Source organism: Leisingera sp. M523 (assembly GCF_025141335.1).
Classification (GTDB): domain Bacteria; phylum Pseudomonadota; class Alphaproteobacteria; order Rhodobacterales; family Rhodobacteraceae; genus Leisingera.
Window position 1 is genome coordinate 680,089 of the sequence record NZ_CP081036.1, and the last position, 17,578, is coordinate 697,666.

Sequence of the window (17,578 nt, forward strand, 5' to 3'; positions counted from 1 at the left end):
TATGCGGCACTCACGGCCCGGGACCCATCCCGGGCCGTGAGAGTTTTAAGACATGAGCACACGCACCCCGCCAGATGCCTGCAGCGATATGGCCAGCCTCCGGCTTCAGATCGACCATCTGGACCGGGAGCTGGTGGCGCTGCTGGCCGTGCGGGCTGGATACATCGACCGGGCGATCGCGCTGAAGCAGGCAAACGGCTGGCCGGCGCGGATCCCGGACCGGGTTGAGGAAGTGGTGCTGAATGCCCGCGCCGCGGCTGAGGCCCAGGGGCTGGACCCCGATCTGGCTGAGCGCCTGTGGCGGCAGCTGGTGGAGTGGTCGATTGCCCGCGAGGCGCGGGTGATCCGTGAGGAGTGATGCTGAGCAGGGCACCTGCGGCTCGGGCATCGCGACCGCTAAAGAGGAATAGGGCAGGCATCCGGGCGGAGGCCCGCGCCTGCGGCAAAGAGGAAGAGATCAAATGGCAGCAACTCTGATTGACGGCAAGGCCTTTGCGGCCAAGGTGCGCGGCCAGGTGGCCGAACACGTGGCGCGGCTGAAAGAGGAAAACGGCATCACCCCGGGCCTCGCCGTGGTTCTGGTCGGCGAAGACCCGGCCTCTCAGGTCTATGTGCGCTCCAAGGGCAAGCAGACCGTTGAGGCCGGCATGAACTCCTATGAGCACAAGCTGGATGCGGACACCTCGGAAGCGGACCTGCTGGCCGTGGTCGAGCAGCTGAACAACGACGCTTCGGTGCATGGCATCCTGGTGCAGCTGCCGCTGCCCAAGCACATGAACGAAGACCTGGTGATCAACTCGATCGCGCCGGAAAAGGACGTCGACGGGTTCCACATCTCCAACGTCGGCCTTCTGGGCACCGGCCAGAAATCGATGGTGCCCTGCACGCCCTTGGGCTGCCTGATGATGCTGCGCGAGCACCACGGCTCGCTGTCGGGCATGGATGCGGTTGTCATTGGCCGCTCCAACATCGTCGGCAAGCCGATGGCGCAGCTTCTCTTGGGCGACAGCTGCACCGTGACCATCGCGCATTCGCGCACCAAGGACCTGCCCGAGGTGGTGCGGCGCGCCGACATCGTTGTGGCCGCCGTGGGCCGCCCGGAAATGGTGCCGGGCGACTGGATCAAGGAAGGCGCCACCGTGATTGACGTGGGCATCAACCGGATTGATGCGCCCGAAAAAGGGGAAGGCAAGATGAAGCTGGTCGGCGACGTCGACTTTGCGAGTGCCGCCGAGCGCGCCGGCGCCATCACCCCGGTTCCGGGCGGTGTCGGCCCGATGACGATTGCCTGCCTGCTCGCGAACACCGTCACCGCCTGCTGCCGCGCCAACGGTCTGAAAGAGCCCGAAGGCCTGACCGCCTGAGGCAGCGCAGAACGCTGAAACCTGTACCAAACATCTCCCGCCGGACGCCTCCGGCGGGAGTATTTTTGAAAAGATGAAGGGGTGGGGTTCAGGAAGAGACTGGCACCATGGTGCCTTGCAGGATGGCAATCAGCTTTTTGTCTTCTCCTGAAACGGCGTGGACATCTGCGGTGACAATGACCAGACGGCGGCCGGGTTTGATGACTTTGCCGGTCGCGCGCAGGTAGTCTCCGGCACCCGGCGCCAGCAGGTTGATCTTCATCTCAGCTGTCATCACTTCGCTGTCTTCCGGCATTTTTGTCAGCGCCGCATATCCGGCAGCGGTGTCGCCGATGGCAAAGCTCAGCGCCGCATGGGCCGCATCGTGCTGCTGGCGGCTGCCGGGCAGGATCGGCGCAGTGATCACCACTACGCCATCCGAGACGCTTTGGATGTTTGCGCCCAGGGTTTGCATCATGCTTTGCTTGGCGAAACTGCTGCGGATGCGGTGTTCCATTTTGAGTGTCCTTCTTTTGCTGAGGTCAAGCATAGAAGAGAACGGGCGGCCCTATGGCGGTGACGCTGCGCCACTTAGCGGGGCATCGGTACCGGCAGGGCTTGCGGACCGGTCAGAATGGCCAAGGCATTCGGCGCCATCAAGGATGCAAGCGCCGGATCGGTGCTGCGCAACCCGCCGGTATAGGTGCCGAAGGCCGGCAGGATCAGGCGGGAGGCGTCCAGCAGGAAACAGGGGCGTGAATTGCTGCGGACGCGGGCCTTGGGATGGTAGTGGCCGGAGATTTCCGCCGTTGCCGGCGGATTAGCAATGTGGCGGAAGGTGAGGGGGCCAACCCGCAAATCCGCCAAATGCTCCCCGCCAAGACCGGTTGGGGCGGGGTCGTGGTTGCCCTCGATCCAGATCCAGCGGCGGTTTTGCATCAGGTCTTGGGTTTGGCGTCTTTCCGGGGCCGGCAATGCTGTGGCTGCGGTATCATCGTCGAAGCTGTCGCCGAGGCAAACCACAGTTGCCGGGTTGAGGTCTGCGACCAGTCTCTCAAGGCGGTTGAGTGTGTCACGGCCTTCGTAAGGGGGCAGGGCACTGCCGCCGCGCCTCGCATGGCGTGCGGATTTTCCAAGATGCAGGTCGGAGACGCAAAGCAGCCGGTGGTCCGCCCACCAGAGCGCGCCGGAGCCGAGCGCGGTCAGGCGGGCGCCGGCGAGGTTGAAATCAAATCCGTTCATGCTGTGGTCTTAGACGCGCTGGCCGAACAGGCAAGTGCTATTGCGCCAGCCGGTCCAGTCCGGATAGCCGCATCAGCGCTTCGGCCTCGCGTTGCAGCAGCTTTTCCTGCGCTGCGCCTTTGACCGGAACCTTGCCAGCCTCCAGCAAAAGCGGCGCTGCAAGCGGTGAGATCCGGTCCAGCCGCCGCAGGGTGATCCGGCCATTGATCCGTTCCAGCATCTGCTCAACGCGGCCAAAATCCACCAGCCCGCGCAGGGCTTCGTCGCGGGTGATGCCCATCAGCAGGTGGCCCGGGTCGTATTTCCTGAGCGTGTCATAGAGGATGTCGGAGGAGAATGTTGCTTGGCGCCCGTTCTGGCGTTGCCCGGGTGTGTTGCGTTCAATCAGCCCGGCAATGGTCGCCGCGCCGCGGAAGGCGCGTTTCATTACTGCGTTGCCGGCCAGCCAGCCGTCCAGCCCCTCGCGCAGGGCAGTGACATCGAACAGCGGGGCCGGGTCGGTCAGCGGCTCCAGCCCCCAGATCAAGGTGGCGTAGTCGGTCGAGACAAAGCCAAGCGGATCAAGGCCAAGCTCCTCCATCCGCTTGGTTAGAAGCAGTCCCAGCGTTTGCTGTGCGTTACGGCCGGCAAAGCCGTAAATGCAGGCATGCTCGCGCCCGTCGCGGGGGAAGCTTTCGATCAGCAGCGACCCGGCGCGGGGAAGGTCCGAGACGTCGCGCTGCAGTTCCAGCCATTCGGCGGTGTGGCGGGGCAGATCTGGCCAGCTGTCCTGACTGAACATCTCCAGGATGCGCGCGCTGAGCTGAGTGGAGGTGGCGAATTTGGTGCCGGAGAACACTGCGATCTTCGGTTTCCTGCCGGGGGTGCGGGTGACCTCGACGGTCATTTCGCGCAACCCCTCGTATCGCACGGTCCGGCCGCCGATCAGGAAGGTGTCGCCGGGGGTGAGGGTGGCGGCAAAGGCTTCCTCGATCTCGCCCAGGGGCTTGCCGCCGCGGCTGCGCTTCAGGCGCACCTTGACGAGGTCGGCGTCCTGGATGGTGCCCAGGTTCATGCGGATGCGTTGGGCGGCGCGCGGATCGCGCAGCTGCCATTTGCCGTCCGGGCGTTGCAACAGGCGCTGCCACTGGTCGTAAGCTTTCAGCGCGTAGCCGCCGGTGGCACAGAAATCCAGACAGGCATCGAAACCGGCGCGGGTGAGGGCGGCATAGGCGCCGGCGCTGGTTACTTCGGTGTAGAGTTTATCTGCATCAAACGGCCCGGCGCAGGCTGCAATCAGGATGTGCTGGCAAAGAACGTCGCGGGGACCGGGGCCGCGCGCCTCGCCATCCAGATCGCCTGCACGGACAGCGTCCAGCGCGGCACGGCATTCCACCACTTCAAACCGGTTGGCGGGCACCAGAAGCGCCTTGGACGGCGCGTTGTAGCGGTGGTTGGCGCGGCCGATGCGCTGGACCAGGCGTTTCACGTTCTTCGGTGCGCCGATCTGGATCACCAGGTCCACATCGCCCCAGTCAATGCCGAGGTTCAGTGAACCGGTGCAGACAATGGCGCGCAGCTCGCCGCGGACCATGGCGGCTTCGACCCGTTTGCGCTGGCCCCGGTCGAGGGAGCCGTGATGGATCCCGATCGGCAGCGCATCGTCATTGGCGAGCCAGAGATTGCGAAAGAAAATCTCGGCCTGGGCGCGGGTGTTGTGAAATATCAGCGTGGTTTTATGCGCCTGGATCTGTTCCATCACCGCCGCGATGGCATAGGCCGCGCCTCCGCCGGCCCAGGGTGGCGCTTCTGCGGTTTCCAGCATCCGGATGTCCGGGGCGGGGCCGGGGTCTGCCTGCACGATTTTGCAGGGGGCCGGGTGGCAGGCCAGATAGCTGGCAATGGCCTGCGGGTCGTCCACGGTTGCTGACAGGCCCACCCGGCGCAGATCAGGGCAGAGCGTTTGCAGCCGCGCCAGGGCCAGCATCAGCTGGTCGCCTCGTTTGCTTTCGGCCAGCGCATGGATCTCGTCCACCACCACCCGCTTCAGCCCTTTGAAAGTGCGGGCCGCATCCTCGTAGGAGGTGAGCAGCGCCAGGCTTTCCGGTGTGGTCAGCAGGATATGCGGCGGATCGGCGCGCTGGCGCCGTTTGCGGGAGGATGGCGTGTCGCCGGTGCGGTCGTCAATGCGGATGGGCAGGCCCATATCCTCGACCGGGGCGCGCAGGTTGCGCTTGATGTCTGCAGCAAGGGCCTTGAGCGGTGAAATATAGAGGGTGTGCAGGCCGTCATGAGGGCTTTCTGCCAGATCGGCGAGGGTGGGCAGAAAGCCGGCCATGGTCTTGCCGCCGCCGGTGGGGGCGATCAGCAGGGCTGCCGGATCCCCGGCACAGTCCAGCATGGAGTGCTGGTGCGGGTGGATGGACCAGCCGCGGGCGGTAAACCAGCCTAGAATGACCTTAGGAAGTTCGCTCATCCCTTCCTTTTAGGGGAAGGCCCAAAACTTTTCGAAAAGTTTTGCAAGAGTTTTCGAAAACTCTTGCTGCCGCCTGTCTGCCGGCGGGGATCACTTCACGATCTCTTCGTCCTTGACGAACATGTTAGCCCAGGCGCGGTCGATCAGCTCGGGGGACATCTGATAGGGGATGCCCTCAAATTCGCAGATCGCGATGATCTGGTCGATCAGAAACACCGGCTGGTAGTTCGCATAAACGTTATCGATCGACGGGTATTTCTTTTTCAGCAAGTGCACCAATGCGCCTTCGTCCAGCGGCATGCCTTTCTTGCGGGCCACCATGGCAAAGATCTTGAGGTAGTTTTCCTGGTCCGGGCCGTCGATTTTGATCTTGAAAAAGATCCGGCGCAGGGCGGCTTGGTCAAAAATCTTGTTCGGGTGGAAGTTGGTGGAGAAGATCACCAGCGTGTCAAAGGGTACTTCGAACTTCTCGCCGGACTGCAATGCCAGGATGTCCTTGCTTTCCTCCAGCGGCACAATCCAGCGGTTGACCAGCGACTGCGGCGGTTCCGCCTGGCGGCCAAGGTCGTCGACGATGAAAATGCCGCCGGTGGATTTCAATTGCAGCGGTGCCTGATAGGTGCGCGCGGTCGGGTTATAGACCAGATCCAGCATGTCCAGCGACAGCTCGCCCCCGGTGATCACGGTGGGGCGCTGGCACATGACATAGCGTTCGTCGAAACGGCGGCGGCGGCGCAGGGCGTTGGGGTCTTCGGGTTCCTGCGCGACTTCGGTGTGGACAATCGGGTCATAGACCGTGATCACCTGGCCCGAATATTCAATGGCGCGCGGCACATAGACGTGATCCCCCAAGGCGTCGCGGATGCCGTTGGAAATTGAAGACTTACCGTTGCCCGGCGGGCCGTACATCAGGATCGAGCGGCCCGCGCTTACAGCTGGGCCAAGATGGTCCAGCAGGCTGTTTGGCAGGATCAGATGCCCCATGGCATTGGTCAGCTGGTCGCGGGACACTTGGATGTTGCGGATCGATTGGCGTTTCACCTGCGCGCGATAGACGTCCAGCGGCACCGGCATGGCGCCGAAGTACTCCGACTGGCTGAGCGCATCCAGCGCCCGTGATTTACCCGCATCGGTCAGCTGGTAGCCCATTTCGTTGCCGCTGTTGGCGTTGAGCGTGCCGGTGGCCTCCAGCAGCTTTTGCTCGCGGGCGATATCCACCAGTTCCTGGGTGACGGCGCCGGGCAGGCAGATTGCCTCGGCGATTTCGGTGACGTTCTCGACGTTTTTGCGGAAGATGGTCTTCAGCAGGATGTCCCGCATCATCACCAGCGGCAGCTGCATCTGCGCCAGCCCTTTGGGGGCGGGCGGGGCCGTCACGGTGAGGTTCTGCATGTTCATGGCGGTGCCTGTCCCTGAGATCGGATCCGTGCCCCGGCAGCCGGGGCGTTCAAGGAAACAGACTATTCAGGACTGTGGCAACAGCGGGGCAGAGCTGCAGCAATTCCGCGGAGGCGGCGGATTTCCAGCGAAGTTTTTGCAGCGGATGCAGTCAGCTGCCAAAGCGCGCTGCCAGCACCAGGTAGAGGGCCAGGGTGCCGCCCAGGCACAGGCCCATCGGGAAGCTTTTGCCGGTGTCCCAGCTTTGCCATTGCGGCGCCAGCCGGCGCAGGGGGGTGTATTTTGCGATCCGGTGGGCGGTGAAACCCGCCAGCAGGGTGGCCGCAAAGATGATCATCAACAGCCGCAGGTCGCCAAGCGCAAAGAAAGGGGCGGCGGCACCTGCAAATTTGGCGTCGCCCGCGCCGACAGCACCGGCTGCATAGAACAAGTAGCCCAGGCCGATGCCGACCGGCAGGTGCAGCAGATGCCAGCCGTAGTCTGTCCAGCTGGGCATCAGCACCGCTCCTGCAACCACATAAATCACGGCTAGCAAATCGACGGCCCAGTTGGGAATGCGCATGCCGCGCAGATCCGTCAGCGCGACTGTGTAGCACAGTGGCAGCACAAAGGGCAGGAACCACAGGGCAGCATGGGCCGGGAACTGCATGGATCAGCCGTTCTCCAGGGCCGCCAGCGAGCGCGAGGCTTCCTCAAAGTGCTGCGGGTGGGTGTCAATCGCTTCGCGCAGCAGATTCTCGCCGGTCTTGACGTCGCCTTGCTTGACTGCCGACAGCGCCAGCGTGTGCAGCAGCAGTGCGCGTTCAGTCTGATCCATCGGGATCACCGGCAGGGTGTAATTGCGTTGCGCGCCGCGGGCCAGAACCAGGTTGTTCTTGGCTGTGAACAGGCGTTGATCCTGGCGGATTGCTTCGCCGAACAACCGCTCAGAGCCGGCGAAATCGCCGCGGGTCAGCTTGGAATAGCCCCAATTGTTCATCACTTTTGCTGGTTTTGTCGTCAATCCAACTGCGATTTCATAAAAGCTGTCGGCGCGTTTCCAATCTTTGGCGGCATCAGCCACAACTGCCTCCAGGCGGTAGCGCTCATAGGTCTCATGGGTTGGGGGAACCCTGTCCAGTTCTGCCTTGGCCGCGTCCCATTCGCCGCTGCGCACAAGCGCGCCTGCAAGCTGAACATGATCCTCGCTTGTGGCGCCCTTCATCGAGACAACTTTTTTCCAGGCGGTGGTGCCTTCGGTGGTGCGCTTGGCGCGGATCAGCGAATAGGCTAGCCCGCGTTGCAGTTCAATCCGGTCCGGGCTGCTCTTCAGCGTCCGCTGGAAATGGGCAACCGCCTCGTTCGGGTCGGCGACCGAGAGCATGACGTCATTCAGATTGCTCTCGTCGATGACATTCACTTCCTGAAAGGCCCGTTCCACGGTTTCATCGGCTTTCTCTGCGCAGGCCGACAAAAGCAGCGCCCCTGCCAGAGAAGCGGATAGGAAATACTGCTGGCGCATTGGTGCGTCCTTTTTACTGCTCTGCCTCTGTCATGGTGCTTGGCTTATCAGGTAGCTGCCGCCGCCTTGCCGCACCAATTTATAATCTTGATTTTGAGGGTCAGTATGCGCAGGATTTTCAAGCTTTGCGAGAGCAAGGCGTAAATTATCGCGGATTGCGTCACTTTCGCCATTGTCAAGCGCATAGGCGCGCTGGAACACTTGCACCGCTTCGGCGGTTTTGCCGCGCTCCATCAGCACGACGCCCAGGTTGTTCATCGGTTCCGGCCAGGTGCCGTCCGCATCCACCGCCTGGCGCAGCAGTTCTTCTGCCTGGCCAAGCCGCCTGAGGCCCAGTTTGGCACTGCCCATGCCGGACAGAACCTCTGGCGTCAGCCCGTGGTCAAGGGCAGCGCGGGTGAAGGCGTCCAGTGCCAGTTCATGCTGGCCCGCTGCCATCAGCCGGTGGCCGACCACCAGCCCGTCCTCGGCCTGCTGGCGGTGATTGCCGCCTGGCGCCCAAGGGCTGCCCTTGTCCTGTTTCAGCCCGCCCGGCGCGCAGGCCGCCGCCAGCGCAACAACGCTGGCGGCGGCAATAGCACGGCAGGGACGGCCCGGCCCGGCCCGTCCTGATGAGTTCATGTTCGGTTGCCTCAGTTGCCCATGTTCATGATGCCCTGCACCGACGGGCCGACCAGAATGATCAGCAGCGGCGGGACTGTCAGGCCCATTGTGGCAAGGGTCATCTTCACGGGCAACTTGTTTGCGGCCTCTTCCGCGCGCATCACACGCTTGTCGCGCATTTCCCCGGCATAAACCCGCAAGGCGTCCGCGATCGAGGTGCCGAAGCTGGCGGACTGGATCATCACAGTCACAAAGGAGGAGACATCCTGCACCCCGCAGCGGGTGGCCATGTCCCGCAGGACCTTGTCTTTTTCCTTGCCCGCCTTCATCTCTTGCGCGACAACTTCGAATTCTTCCGCCAGATCCGGGAAAGAGGCGTGGAGCTCCTTGGCAACGCGGACAATCGCCTGGTCCAGCGACTGGCCGGCTTCGACACAGACCAGCATCATGTCCAGCGCATCCGGGAAGCCTTCGGTGATCTTTTGCTTGCGCTCTTCAATCCGGCGGGTGATCCAGTATTTCGGCAGCAAATAGCCGGCCGCGCCAGGCCCGATGATGCGGATCGCCATTTGCTGGCTGTCATAATCGATATCGGCCTTCAGCACATAGACAAAGAACAGCCCGGCCACGAGGCCCAGGATGCCCAGAGCAAACTGCAGGAAATGGAACAGGCGCACCGAGTCCTTGGAGTGATACCCCGCCTGGCGCAGCTTCAGTTCCATCGCTGACAGTTCGTCTTCGTTTTGCGGTTCCAGAAAACCTGCGAATTTTTGCAGCTGCTCGTTGCGGTCGGCCTGGCGCAACCGCTGCTTTTGCGGTTTGTTCCGGGTTTCAGGCGCCATGTTCTTTTGCAGCTTCTTCAGCGGATCTTCGGGCTGGTTCAGCAGCAGCGGAACCGCCAGCAGGATCATGAACAGCCCGGCAATGCCAAGCGCCAGGAGCGGGCCGAACTCGCCGAATTGCGATGTCAGGTAATCGTTTATTCCGGTCAGAAATTCCACGGTCCCCTCCTTACACTTTGATGTTGGTCAGCACGCGCATGACGATCAGGTTGGCAGTCAGCATCACACCCACCGCAAAACAGGCGGGGATGAACCAGGGATGGTCCAGCACGCCGTCATAATAATTGGGATCCTTGACCAGGATCCCGATCAGGCAGAACAGCGGGAAACCCGACAGGAATTTGCCCGACCACTGCGCCTCGGCGGTGATCGCCTTGACCCTGCGGAACAGCCGGAAGCGGGCGCGGATCACCTTGGCCAGACCGGCCAGAACTTCGGCCAGGTTGCCGCCCGATTGCTGCTGGATGGTGACGGCAACGGCCAGAAAGCGCATGTCCTGCATGTCCAGCCGCTCCGCCATTTCCTTGAGCGATTCGCCGACATCGCGGCCATAAGCGCATTCATCTGAGATGATGCCGAATTCGGTCGCCAGGGGGTCTTCAACCTCATTTGCGACGATCTGCACAGCCGAGGTGAACGGATGGCCGACGCGTAAGCTGCGCACCATCAATTCCACCGCATCCGGCAGCTGTTCTTCGATCATGGCCATCCGCTTGGCGGCTTTCTTGTTGACCCAGAAGAACACCGCACCAACGCCGATGATGACGGATCCCAGGATCCGGACGGGCAGGGGGGCCGAAGTACCGATGCTGAGGCCGGCAAAGGCCACGGCAGCAAGGGCGGCCATAATCAGGATCAGCTGCTTGGGCGAAAAGGCAATCGCCGCTTTCTGCGCCCGCTCCGACAGCAGTGAATAGAGCGGGATAGACTGCGATTTGGCGTGCTGGCCCAGCTCCTTGCGCAGCTGCTCCAGCACCTGTTCGCGGTTTCCGCCCTTCTCCATCATCTCCAGCCGGCGGTTCACCTTGCTGTTGAGGCTGATGGACTTGCCGAAGGTGAACAGATACAGGCCTTCGACCAGGGCCAGAACCCCGAAGAAAATCAAGCCGTAGATAAGCGGTTCGGCACTCAGTTGCATCAGCGTGCCTCCATCACGGTGGGTTCATAGATCGACGGCGGCAGATCAAAGCCCCAAAGGCGGAAGCGCTCAGAGTAATGGCTGCGCACCCCGGTGGCGGTGAAATGACCGATAATCTTGTTGTCCGGCGTCAGCCCGACCCGCTGGAAGCGGAAGATTTCCTGCATCGAGATCACGTCGCCCTCCATGCCGGTGATTTCCGTGATGGAGGTCATCCGGCGGGAACCGTCCTGCAGACGCGAGGCTTGCACAATGAGGTTCACAGCCGAGGAGATCTGGCTGCGCACCGCTTTGAGCGGCATTTCAATACCTGCCATCGCAATCATGTTTTCCAGGCGTGAAATCCCGTCGCGGGCCGAGTTGGCATGGATCGTGGTCATCGAGCCGTCATGGCCGGTATTCATCGCCTGCAGCATGTCGATGACTTCCTCGCCGCGGGTCTCGCCGACGATGATGCGGTCAGGGCGCATCCGCAGAGCGTTCTTCAGACAGTCGCGAGGGGAGACTTCGCCCTTGCCTTCAACATTGGGCGGGCGGCTTTCCATCCGTCCCACATGGGTCTGCTGCAGCTGCAGTTCCGCGGTATCCTCGATCGTCAGGATCCGCTCGGAATTGTCGATGAAGCTGGACAGCGCATTCAGCGTGGTGGTTTTACCCGAACCGGTACCGCCCGAGACGATGACATTCAGCCGGGTCGAAACTGCGGCCTGCAGAAAGGCGGCCATCTCCTCGGTGAAAGCGCCGAAATTCACCAGGTCGTCGATGCCCAGCTTATCTTTTTTGAATTTCCGGATCGACACCAGCGAGCCATCCACCGCAACCGGCGGCACCATCGCGTTGAAACGCGAGCCATCGGCGAGGCGGGCGTCCACATAGGGGTTGCTTTCATCAACACGGCGGCCCACAGCCGAGACGATCTTGTCGATGATCCGCATCAGATGCTTCTCATCCTTGAAGGTGATGTCGCTGATCTGCAGTTTGCCATCACGTTCAATAAAGATCTGCTGCGGGCCGTTCACCAGGATATCGCTGACCGTGTCGTCCTGCAGCAGCGCCTCAAGCGGGCCAAGGCCGGTGACCTCGTCATACAGCTCCTTGTTCAGCTGCTGGCGGTCCTCGCGGTTCAGAACAATGCCTTTTTCCGCCAGAATCTCGGTTGCAATCGTGGCGATCTCAGATCGCAGCTCTGCCTCGCCTGCGCGTTCCAGCGCGGCCAGGTTCAGGTTCTCCAAAAGCTCCCGGTGCAACTGGATCTTAATCTCGCCCAAACGCTCCTTGCGCTTGCGGTCCTTATCCATCGGCTGCGCCTCGGCGGCTTTGCGCTGGACCGGCCGCCGCAGACTGGCAGCTGGCGCGGCAGCAGCCGCCGCGACCGCAACCGGCTCAGACGCAGGCGCGGCAGGTTTGGCCGCTTGCTTTTTGTACTTGGAAAACATCAACTCACCCCCGGTTCAGCCGCTTAGGCGGCTTCGGCTTCACTTCGGCCTAATGCGTGCAGCGAGGCTGCAAGCTTGGCGATTTCTTTGCGCAAGGGATTCTTCGCTGCCGAAACGGCCAGCGGCAGCCCGTGGTCGCAGCTCTGCAGAACCTGCTTGCCGCCATCGGGCAGCTGCAGGTCGATGGAGATGCTTAGGGATTCGGCCATCCGTTTGACCCGGCTTTTGCCGGCAAGATCGGTGAACTTCGGTGCCCGGTTCAGGGCAAAGCGCAGTTTTTCGAACGGCAGGTCCTCGGACTGCAGCGCCCGTTTCATGCGCAGCGCGTTCTGTGCCGAACGCATGTCCAGTTCGATCATCGCGAAATAAACATGCGCCATGTTCAGCACGGTTTCAGACCATTGCACCAGCGTATGGGGCATGTCGACAACAACAAAGTCGAAGTGGCTACGCGCCATCCCGATCACCCGTGTGATATCCTCGGGCGACAGCAGATCCAGCGGCACCAGTTCGGACGGGGCCGTCAGAACCTGCAGCTTTTCCTGAAACGGCAGCAGCGCCTGGCCAAACAGATCCGCGTCCATGCTTTCAGTTTCGCTGAGCATTTCCATCACCACCTCGCGGCGGGGCAGGTCAAGGTAGGTCGAGACCGAACCGTGCTGCAGATCCAGATCCAGCAGGCACACGCTGGGCTCGTCATGTTCGCTGAGCGCTGCAAGCTCCCAGGCCAGGTTGACAGCCATGGTGGTCGATCCGGTGCCGCCTGCCAGCCCGTGGCAGACAATCACCGCGCCTTCGCGCTGGCTGCCGGACTGCAGCTGATGCGGGTTCTGCGCAACCTCCGGTTCCGGCGCCTGCAGCCGTTCGATGGCAGCCTGCAGTTCCTGTTCCGGCAGCGGGTAGGGCACAAATTCGTCCGCGCCCTGGCGCAGCAGCGTATGTAGTGCCGCCGGGGTCACGTCCTCGGCGATCAGGATCACCTTGATGCCGCGCGACTTCGCCTGGCTGATAATCTCTCCCATCAGCGGCAGATCGCCCTCATCGGCGCTGTCGATGGCCAGGGCCACAAACTGCAGCGGCTCTGCTTCGGTCTGGCCAAAGAAAGCCAGCGCTTCGGTAAAGCCCAGATCGCCCCAGGCCTCTCCCAGGACGGCTTCCATGTCTTCGATAAGGAGGTCGAAATTCTGCACGTCCCGGCTGATCGTGCAGGCAACAATCGCAGGTGTGTCTGTTTGCGGTATTCCGCTGCTCATCGCCATCATCCTTGTTCACGTGGGCAGACCGGGCTTTGGGCACAGTCCGCCTCTTGGAAACAATGTCGGTGGCAATCTAGGCGATATTGGGGCCAAAAATCCCCAAATCTGGGGAATTGTTACTACTTCGTAACCAGCTGGCCGCGTCCTCTGCCTACTGCAGCGTGCGCTCCAGCGACTGCTGTTCGGTCAAGGTGGTGCCCGGAATCGCGCTTTCCAGATATTCGCGATAGATAATCTGGGCGTATTTCCCGTCCAGCACCGTCGGGTGGCGCTTAAGGAAACCGCTGACCTCGGTCACCGTCCGGCGGTTGCGGCGTTCGCGCTCAGGTGTCGGGACCAGCGGCTGGGTTTCGCCGTGCGAGACCACTGCTTCCAGTCGGCTGCGGCTGATGCCGCGGGAAACCAGATAGTTCACAGCCGCGCGGGCCCGGCGCAAGCCGAGGGATTTGTTATAGCCGTTGCTGCCGACCGCGTCGGTGTGGCCGAAGACGCGGAATCGCACCTCGGGGAATTGCTTGATCCAGACTGCCTGGCGGTCCAGAACCGACCGCGCGGTCTGATCCAGCCGGGCGCTGTCAAAATCGAAGTTGATCGTCGTGGGCACTTCTTTGGCGAACCGGCCGGCCAATTGGATGGCAAAGCTGCGTTCACCGCTCATAACTGCCGCATTGCTGAGGGTCGCCTCGCCAAAGTCGCCTGAGCGGTTCAGCTCGCGGCCGGCCTCCCGTTCGCAGGCGGCTGCGGCCAGAAGAATGCCGAAAATTGCAGCGGTTCTGATCATCTTTGCCACTCCCTATCAGTCCAGCACGTAGCCGTAAGAGCCGTTGAAATCCTGCTTGGCCACTTCAGCCGCCGGTCCGTTTTTGGTGCGGGAGGTGCGCCCGAACAGAAACAGATCCTTTTCGCTTGGCGGCGCCACCCGGTCGGTCGGCAGGGTCAGCGCCTCGCCGCGGGTCGGAGTCACCAGGTGGGCGCTGACGATAATCACCAGCTCGGTCTGTTCGCGCTGGTAATCGGCGCTGCGGAACAGCGCGCCCAGCACCGGCACGTCGCCAAGCCAGGGCAGCTGTGAAGAGTTGTCGAGAAATTCATCACGGATCAGCCCGGCGATGGCAAAGCTCTCGCCGTCGCGCATTTCCACCGTGGTCGAGGTCTCGCGCCGCGTGAAGGCGTCGATGGTCAGGCCGCTCAGCTCCAGCGCATTGGAAGGGTCGATGGCCGACACAGCAGCATTCAGTTCAAGATTGATTAGATCGCCGTCGATCACCCTAGGAATGAAATTCAGCTCAATCCCGAAGGGTTTGAATTCAACAGTGATGACGCCGCCTTCCTGAGCAATCGGAACCGGGTATTCGCCGCCAGCCAGGAATTTCGCCTCCTGCCCTGACAGGGCGGAAAGGTTGGGCTCTGCCAGGGTGCGGACTACGCCCTTTTGCTCCAGTGCTTCGAGCAGCAGGCTGACCTGGACTGACCCCGCGTTGAAGCCGAACAGGAAGGCGCCGGTGTTCTCGTTGGCGGCAGGGATGTTGCCGGCCAGCGAGTTGGCCAGCGCGCCGGATGTGTTCAACGTGTTGATGCCGCCGGTGCGGCCATTGCCGGTGCCGCCGTTAAAGCCCAGCGAGGCGCTCAGCGACTTTGAGACTGAACGCTGCATTTCGGCAAAGCGGACCTTAAGCATGACCTGCTGCACACCGCCGACCGACATCAGATTGCTGACCCGCTCCGGCGCATAGCGTTCGGCCAGGTCCAGCGCCCGCTGCAGCCGCACTGCGCTGGACACGGTGCCGGACAAAACGATGCCGTCGTTGGCGGTGCGGACTTCAATTTTTTCATTAGGCAGGATCTGGCGCAGACGTTCCTTGAATTCGGTCACATCCGCGGCCACCCGCACGTCCACATTGGTGATCAGCCGGCCGGAACCATCAAGCAGCGTCAGCGTGGTCAGGCCGGGCGACTTGCCCAGCACATAGATCGTGCGGTCGGACAGGGAGGAAATATCTGCAATGCCGGGGTTGGCGATGCTGAGCTCAGCAAAAGGGGTTTCGCTTTCCACCACCACGGCGCGGTTCATCGGCACGTCCAGTCGTGAAACCGTGCCTTTTTTCACCACCCGCAAGGATTGCGCTGATGCCCCATCTGTCTGTGGCATACCAATAAGCGATAGACCCACAAGGGCCGCCGCTACGAACCGTCCAATTGCCATGTGACCTGCCTTTCCGATCACGCCTCAAAATCCGGGTCTTTTTGCCCGCTCTTTCGGGCACTGTGGTGCAGATCCCGAATTATTGCAAGAATCAATGGCTTCTGGGGTGTTCCTGTCTGCGGGCCATTGTGGGGCCTGCGCAACAGGCAAAACAGCCGCCCTTTGCTGAAAAAGGACGGCTGAACCTGTTAACGGTCCGCGCGGAAATGAAATTCCTAGTTGGTGCAGGGGATTGGAATTTCCACAACCTCAGCGCCGCGGCGGGTGCGGATGGTGCAGACTTTTTCCTTTTCCACTTCTTGCGGCGCTTCCAATGCCCCCAGGCCCAGCAGGCTGCGCTGGTCCACTTCGACAAACGAAGCAATGGTGTCATCCCCGGCGCCGACCAGGGCCAGCGACAGCCGCCCGGTGGTTTGCGCCTGTGCCAGTGCGGCGACCTGCCTGGGGTGGGCCGCAACGGTGACGGTGCGGGCAATGACGGCTTCGTTGATGTCGCCGCCGGCGCTTTGATCGACGGCCACCAGTTCGACATTGGTCTGGATCAGGCGGGTGACCTCACCGCGGTTGCCGGCCGATCCCGGCATCATACCGGTCCAATAGACGTCCACTTTGTCGCCAGGCCGCAGGAAACCCGAAACACCTGAGGAGACATCGACCTTGATTGCAAAGGCGCGCATACCGCGCTGCAACCGCGATGTGATGCCGGCGTCTTCGCCAGGTGCCGTGACCTTGAGGGCCATAATGGCCTCATCTGTTTCCATGGCGCGCAGAACCACTCTCAGCTGATCACCGGCATGCGGCGGAAACAGCTCTTCATGGGTGATATAGGCACCTTCGGGAATGGCATCTTCGGGCCAGCGCACAGTGCGCACTGCGTCCTGGGACAGCCGCTCGCCGTATTTCAAGGGTTTGGTGGCGACAAAAACATCCACCAGCGGTACCGCTTCGGCGCGGGCTGCGCGTTCGCGCGCCAGTTCATTCTGATAGGCCGAGATATAGTTTTTTGCCATCATGACGGCGCCGCCCGCGAGGGCCACACCGACAATCAGCACCAGTCCGAAAACTGCACGCATTGTGTTACCTCTCATAGATGTCAGCCGGCGCCCCGCGGGGCGGAACCGGCTGCTGGATCACTCGAACCGCGGCGGCAATTGATGGTGTCCGCCAAGCCTCAGCCAAAGTTCCAATTGCTCATATAGTCTGCCAGCCCCTGGGCCAGGCCAAGCGCGCCGTCTTGCGTCATCCCGGCAATCAATACGGCCAGCCCGATTGCGGCGGCGGCTAGGATAACCCAGTCAACGGTTACCGCTCCGTCGTCACTGGCAATGAATGACCATAGTTTCTTCATGTTGCGGACCTCGCTGCCCAAAGGGATTCAAGGGATAGGATCGCCTGCTGAAAGCAATCCCGTGTTAGTATCATTAAGCTTCATGAATGGGGCGTTAATGGGGCGTAATCCGTGCTTTTTGCCTAACAACCTATTAATGTGAGAGGTAAGGAAGGAAGCACTTTTTGGCGCAGGGTTTGTCTCGAATCCCACTTCCCAAGCTCATATTAATCGGTTGATTTCGCCAGAAAACTTTACGCGGGACCAGCCTCATTGCAGAAGTGCCGAATGAAAGGGCCACCCTCCGAAGAGAGTGGCCCGAATTACTGTGCTGCGGTGCGGATTGGATGCCACCGCCTGCGATCAGGTCGGCTTCTTGCCTTTCAGGTAGGAGCCGGTGTCGCTTGCCAGGGTGGACGCGCCATCCTGAACAGCGGTGTAGACCACGCCGCCCAGTGCGGCGACAGCTGCGGTCAGTACGACCCAGTCAACGGTCACGGCGCCGGATTCGTCTTTGCGGAAGTCTTTGCGGAAGCTTTTGAAAAACTTGATCATGGTTCGGTCCCTCCAAAGGATCTCTGAATTAATGCTGTCCCGCCGTTTTGCCAGGGCCTGCTCTCTCACCTGCTTGGCCACTGACCGGCTTGGATGAATACATATAGCCAGCGGAGCATGGCAGGATTGGGGCGAGAATTCGGAATTGGCTGCCTAATTTTAACTTTTTGGCAAGAAACTGCATGTGTCGGAAAGGGCGTCTTCTACAGCTAAGCGGAAAGAATATTGCGGGGTTGGCGGATCTTCCCGCGTGCCGGGGCTTTCACGGTTCCAGCCGGT

At 61.7% G+C, this 17,578-nt stretch carries 18 protein-coding genes; 2 read left to right on the forward strand and 16 right to left on the reverse strand.

What is annotated here, in order from left to right; all coding sequences use genetic code 11:
• The first annotated feature begins 52 nt into the window (after nucleotides 1–52).
• Entirely contained in the window at nucleotides 53–358 is a 306-nt protein-coding gene (locus K3557_RS03225) for a chorismate mutase (protein WP_259997621.1), read from the forward strand.
• 103 nt (nucleotides 359–461) lie between these two features.
• On the forward strand, nucleotides 462–1,364 hold the full coding sequence (folD, locus tag K3557_RS03230) for a bifunctional methylenetetrahydrofolate dehydrogenase/methenyltetrahydrofolate cyclohydrolase FolD (protein WP_259997622.1): 903 nt from the start codon (nucleotides 462–464) through the stop codon (nucleotides 1,362–1,364).
• An 88-nt stretch (nucleotides 1,365–1,452) separates the two neighbouring features.
• Here the strand turns inward: folD and K3557_RS03235 are convergent, their stop codons facing one another.
• The 16 genes from K3557_RS03235 to K3557_RS03310 form a co-directional block, all read right to left on the reverse strand.
• The gene (locus K3557_RS03235) at nucleotides 1,453–1,860 is read right to left on the reverse strand and encodes a PaaI family thioesterase (RefSeq protein WP_259997624.1); all 408 of its coding nucleotides are present in this window, start codon (nucleotides 1,858–1,860) and stop codon (nucleotides 1,453–1,455) included.
• A 74-nt stretch (nucleotides 1,861–1,934) separates the two neighbouring features.
• Entirely contained in the window at nucleotides 1,935–2,585 is a 651-nt protein-coding gene (gene pdeM / locus K3557_RS03240) for a ligase-associated DNA damage response endonuclease PdeM (RefSeq protein ID WP_259997626.1), read from the reverse strand.
• A 37-nt stretch (nucleotides 2,586–2,622) separates the two neighbouring features.
• A complete protein-coding gene (locus K3557_RS03245; protein ID WP_259997628.1) occupies nucleotides 2,623–5,040 on the reverse strand; it encodes a ligase-associated DNA damage response DEXH box helicase in 2,418 nt (805 codons plus the stop codon).
• Between the two features lie 90 nt (nucleotides 5,041–5,130).
• Nucleotides 5,131–6,438, reverse strand: coding sequence for an ATPase (locus K3557_RS03250; RefSeq protein WP_259997630.1), 1,308 nt, complete (start codon nucleotides 6,436–6,438; stop codon nucleotides 5,131–5,133).
• A gap of 151 nt (nucleotides 6,439–6,589) precedes the next feature.
• Nucleotides 6,590–7,087, reverse strand: a complete 498-nt coding sequence (locus K3557_RS03255) for a prepilin peptidase (protein WP_259997632.1) — start codon at nucleotides 7,085–7,087, stop codon at nucleotides 6,590–6,592.
• A 3-nt stretch (nucleotides 7,088–7,090) separates the two neighbouring features.
• The gene (locus tag K3557_RS03260; RefSeq protein WP_259986683.1) at nucleotides 7,091–7,939 is read right to left on the reverse strand and encodes a lipopolysaccharide assembly protein LapB; all 849 of its coding nucleotides are present in this window, start codon (nucleotides 7,937–7,939) and stop codon (nucleotides 7,091–7,093) included.
• 30 nt (nucleotides 7,940–7,969) lie between these two features.
• Entirely contained in the window at nucleotides 7,970–8,560 is a 591-nt protein-coding gene (locus tag K3557_RS03265) for a tetratricopeptide repeat protein (protein ID WP_259997633.1), read from the reverse strand.
• An 11-nt stretch (nucleotides 8,561–8,571) separates the two neighbouring features.
• On the reverse strand, nucleotides 8,572–9,543 hold the full coding sequence (locus tag K3557_RS03270) for a type II secretion system F family protein (protein ID WP_259986681.1): 972 nt from the start codon (nucleotides 9,541–9,543) through the stop codon (nucleotides 8,572–8,574).
• Between the two features lie 10 nt (nucleotides 9,544–9,553).
• Nucleotides 9,554–10,522: a type II secretion system F family protein gene (locus K3557_RS03275; protein WP_259986680.1), complete on the reverse strand. Its 969-nt coding sequence runs from the start codon at nucleotides 10,520–10,522 to the stop codon at nucleotides 9,554–9,556.
• On the reverse strand, nucleotides 10,522–11,958 hold the full coding sequence (locus K3557_RS03280) for a CpaF family protein (RefSeq protein WP_259986679.1): 1,437 nt from the start codon (nucleotides 11,956–11,958) through the stop codon (nucleotides 10,522–10,524). The genes K3557_RS03275 and K3557_RS03280 overlap by 1 nt, the downstream gene beginning before the upstream one ends.
• A gap of 23 nt (nucleotides 11,959–11,981) precedes the next feature.
• A complete protein-coding gene (locus tag K3557_RS03285; protein ID WP_259997635.1) occupies nucleotides 11,982–13,211 on the reverse strand; it encodes an AAA family ATPase in 1,230 nt (409 codons plus the stop codon).
• 154 nt (nucleotides 13,212–13,365) lie between these two features.
• A complete protein-coding gene (locus tag K3557_RS03290; RefSeq protein ID WP_259997637.1) occupies nucleotides 13,366–13,995 on the reverse strand; it encodes an OmpA family protein in 630 nt (209 codons plus the stop codon).
• A gap of 15 nt (nucleotides 13,996–14,010) precedes the next feature.
• Nucleotides 14,011–15,417 (reverse strand): type II and III secretion system protein family protein, encoded by a 1,407-nt coding sequence (locus tag K3557_RS03295; protein WP_259997639.1) that lies wholly within the window; start codon nucleotides 15,415–15,417, stop codon nucleotides 14,011–14,013.
• Between the two features lie 215 nt (nucleotides 15,418–15,632).
• Nucleotides 15,633–16,490, reverse strand: coding sequence for a Flp pilus assembly protein CpaB (gene cpaB / locus K3557_RS03300; protein WP_259997641.1), 858 nt, complete (start codon nucleotides 16,488–16,490; stop codon nucleotides 15,633–15,635).
• A gap of 98 nt (nucleotides 16,491–16,588) precedes the next feature.
• Complete coding sequence (locus K3557_RS03305) at nucleotides 16,589–16,765, reverse strand: hypothetical protein (protein ID WP_259986674.1); 177 nt, start codon at nucleotides 16,763–16,765, stop codon at nucleotides 16,589–16,591.
• Nucleotides 16,766–17,107: 342 nt separating this feature from the next.
• Nucleotides 17,108–17,299 (reverse strand): Flp family type IVb pilin, encoded by a 192-nt coding sequence (locus K3557_RS03310; protein ID WP_129371726.1) that lies wholly within the window; start codon nucleotides 17,297–17,299, stop codon nucleotides 17,108–17,110.
• Nucleotides 17,300–17,578 lie beyond the last annotated feature (279 nt).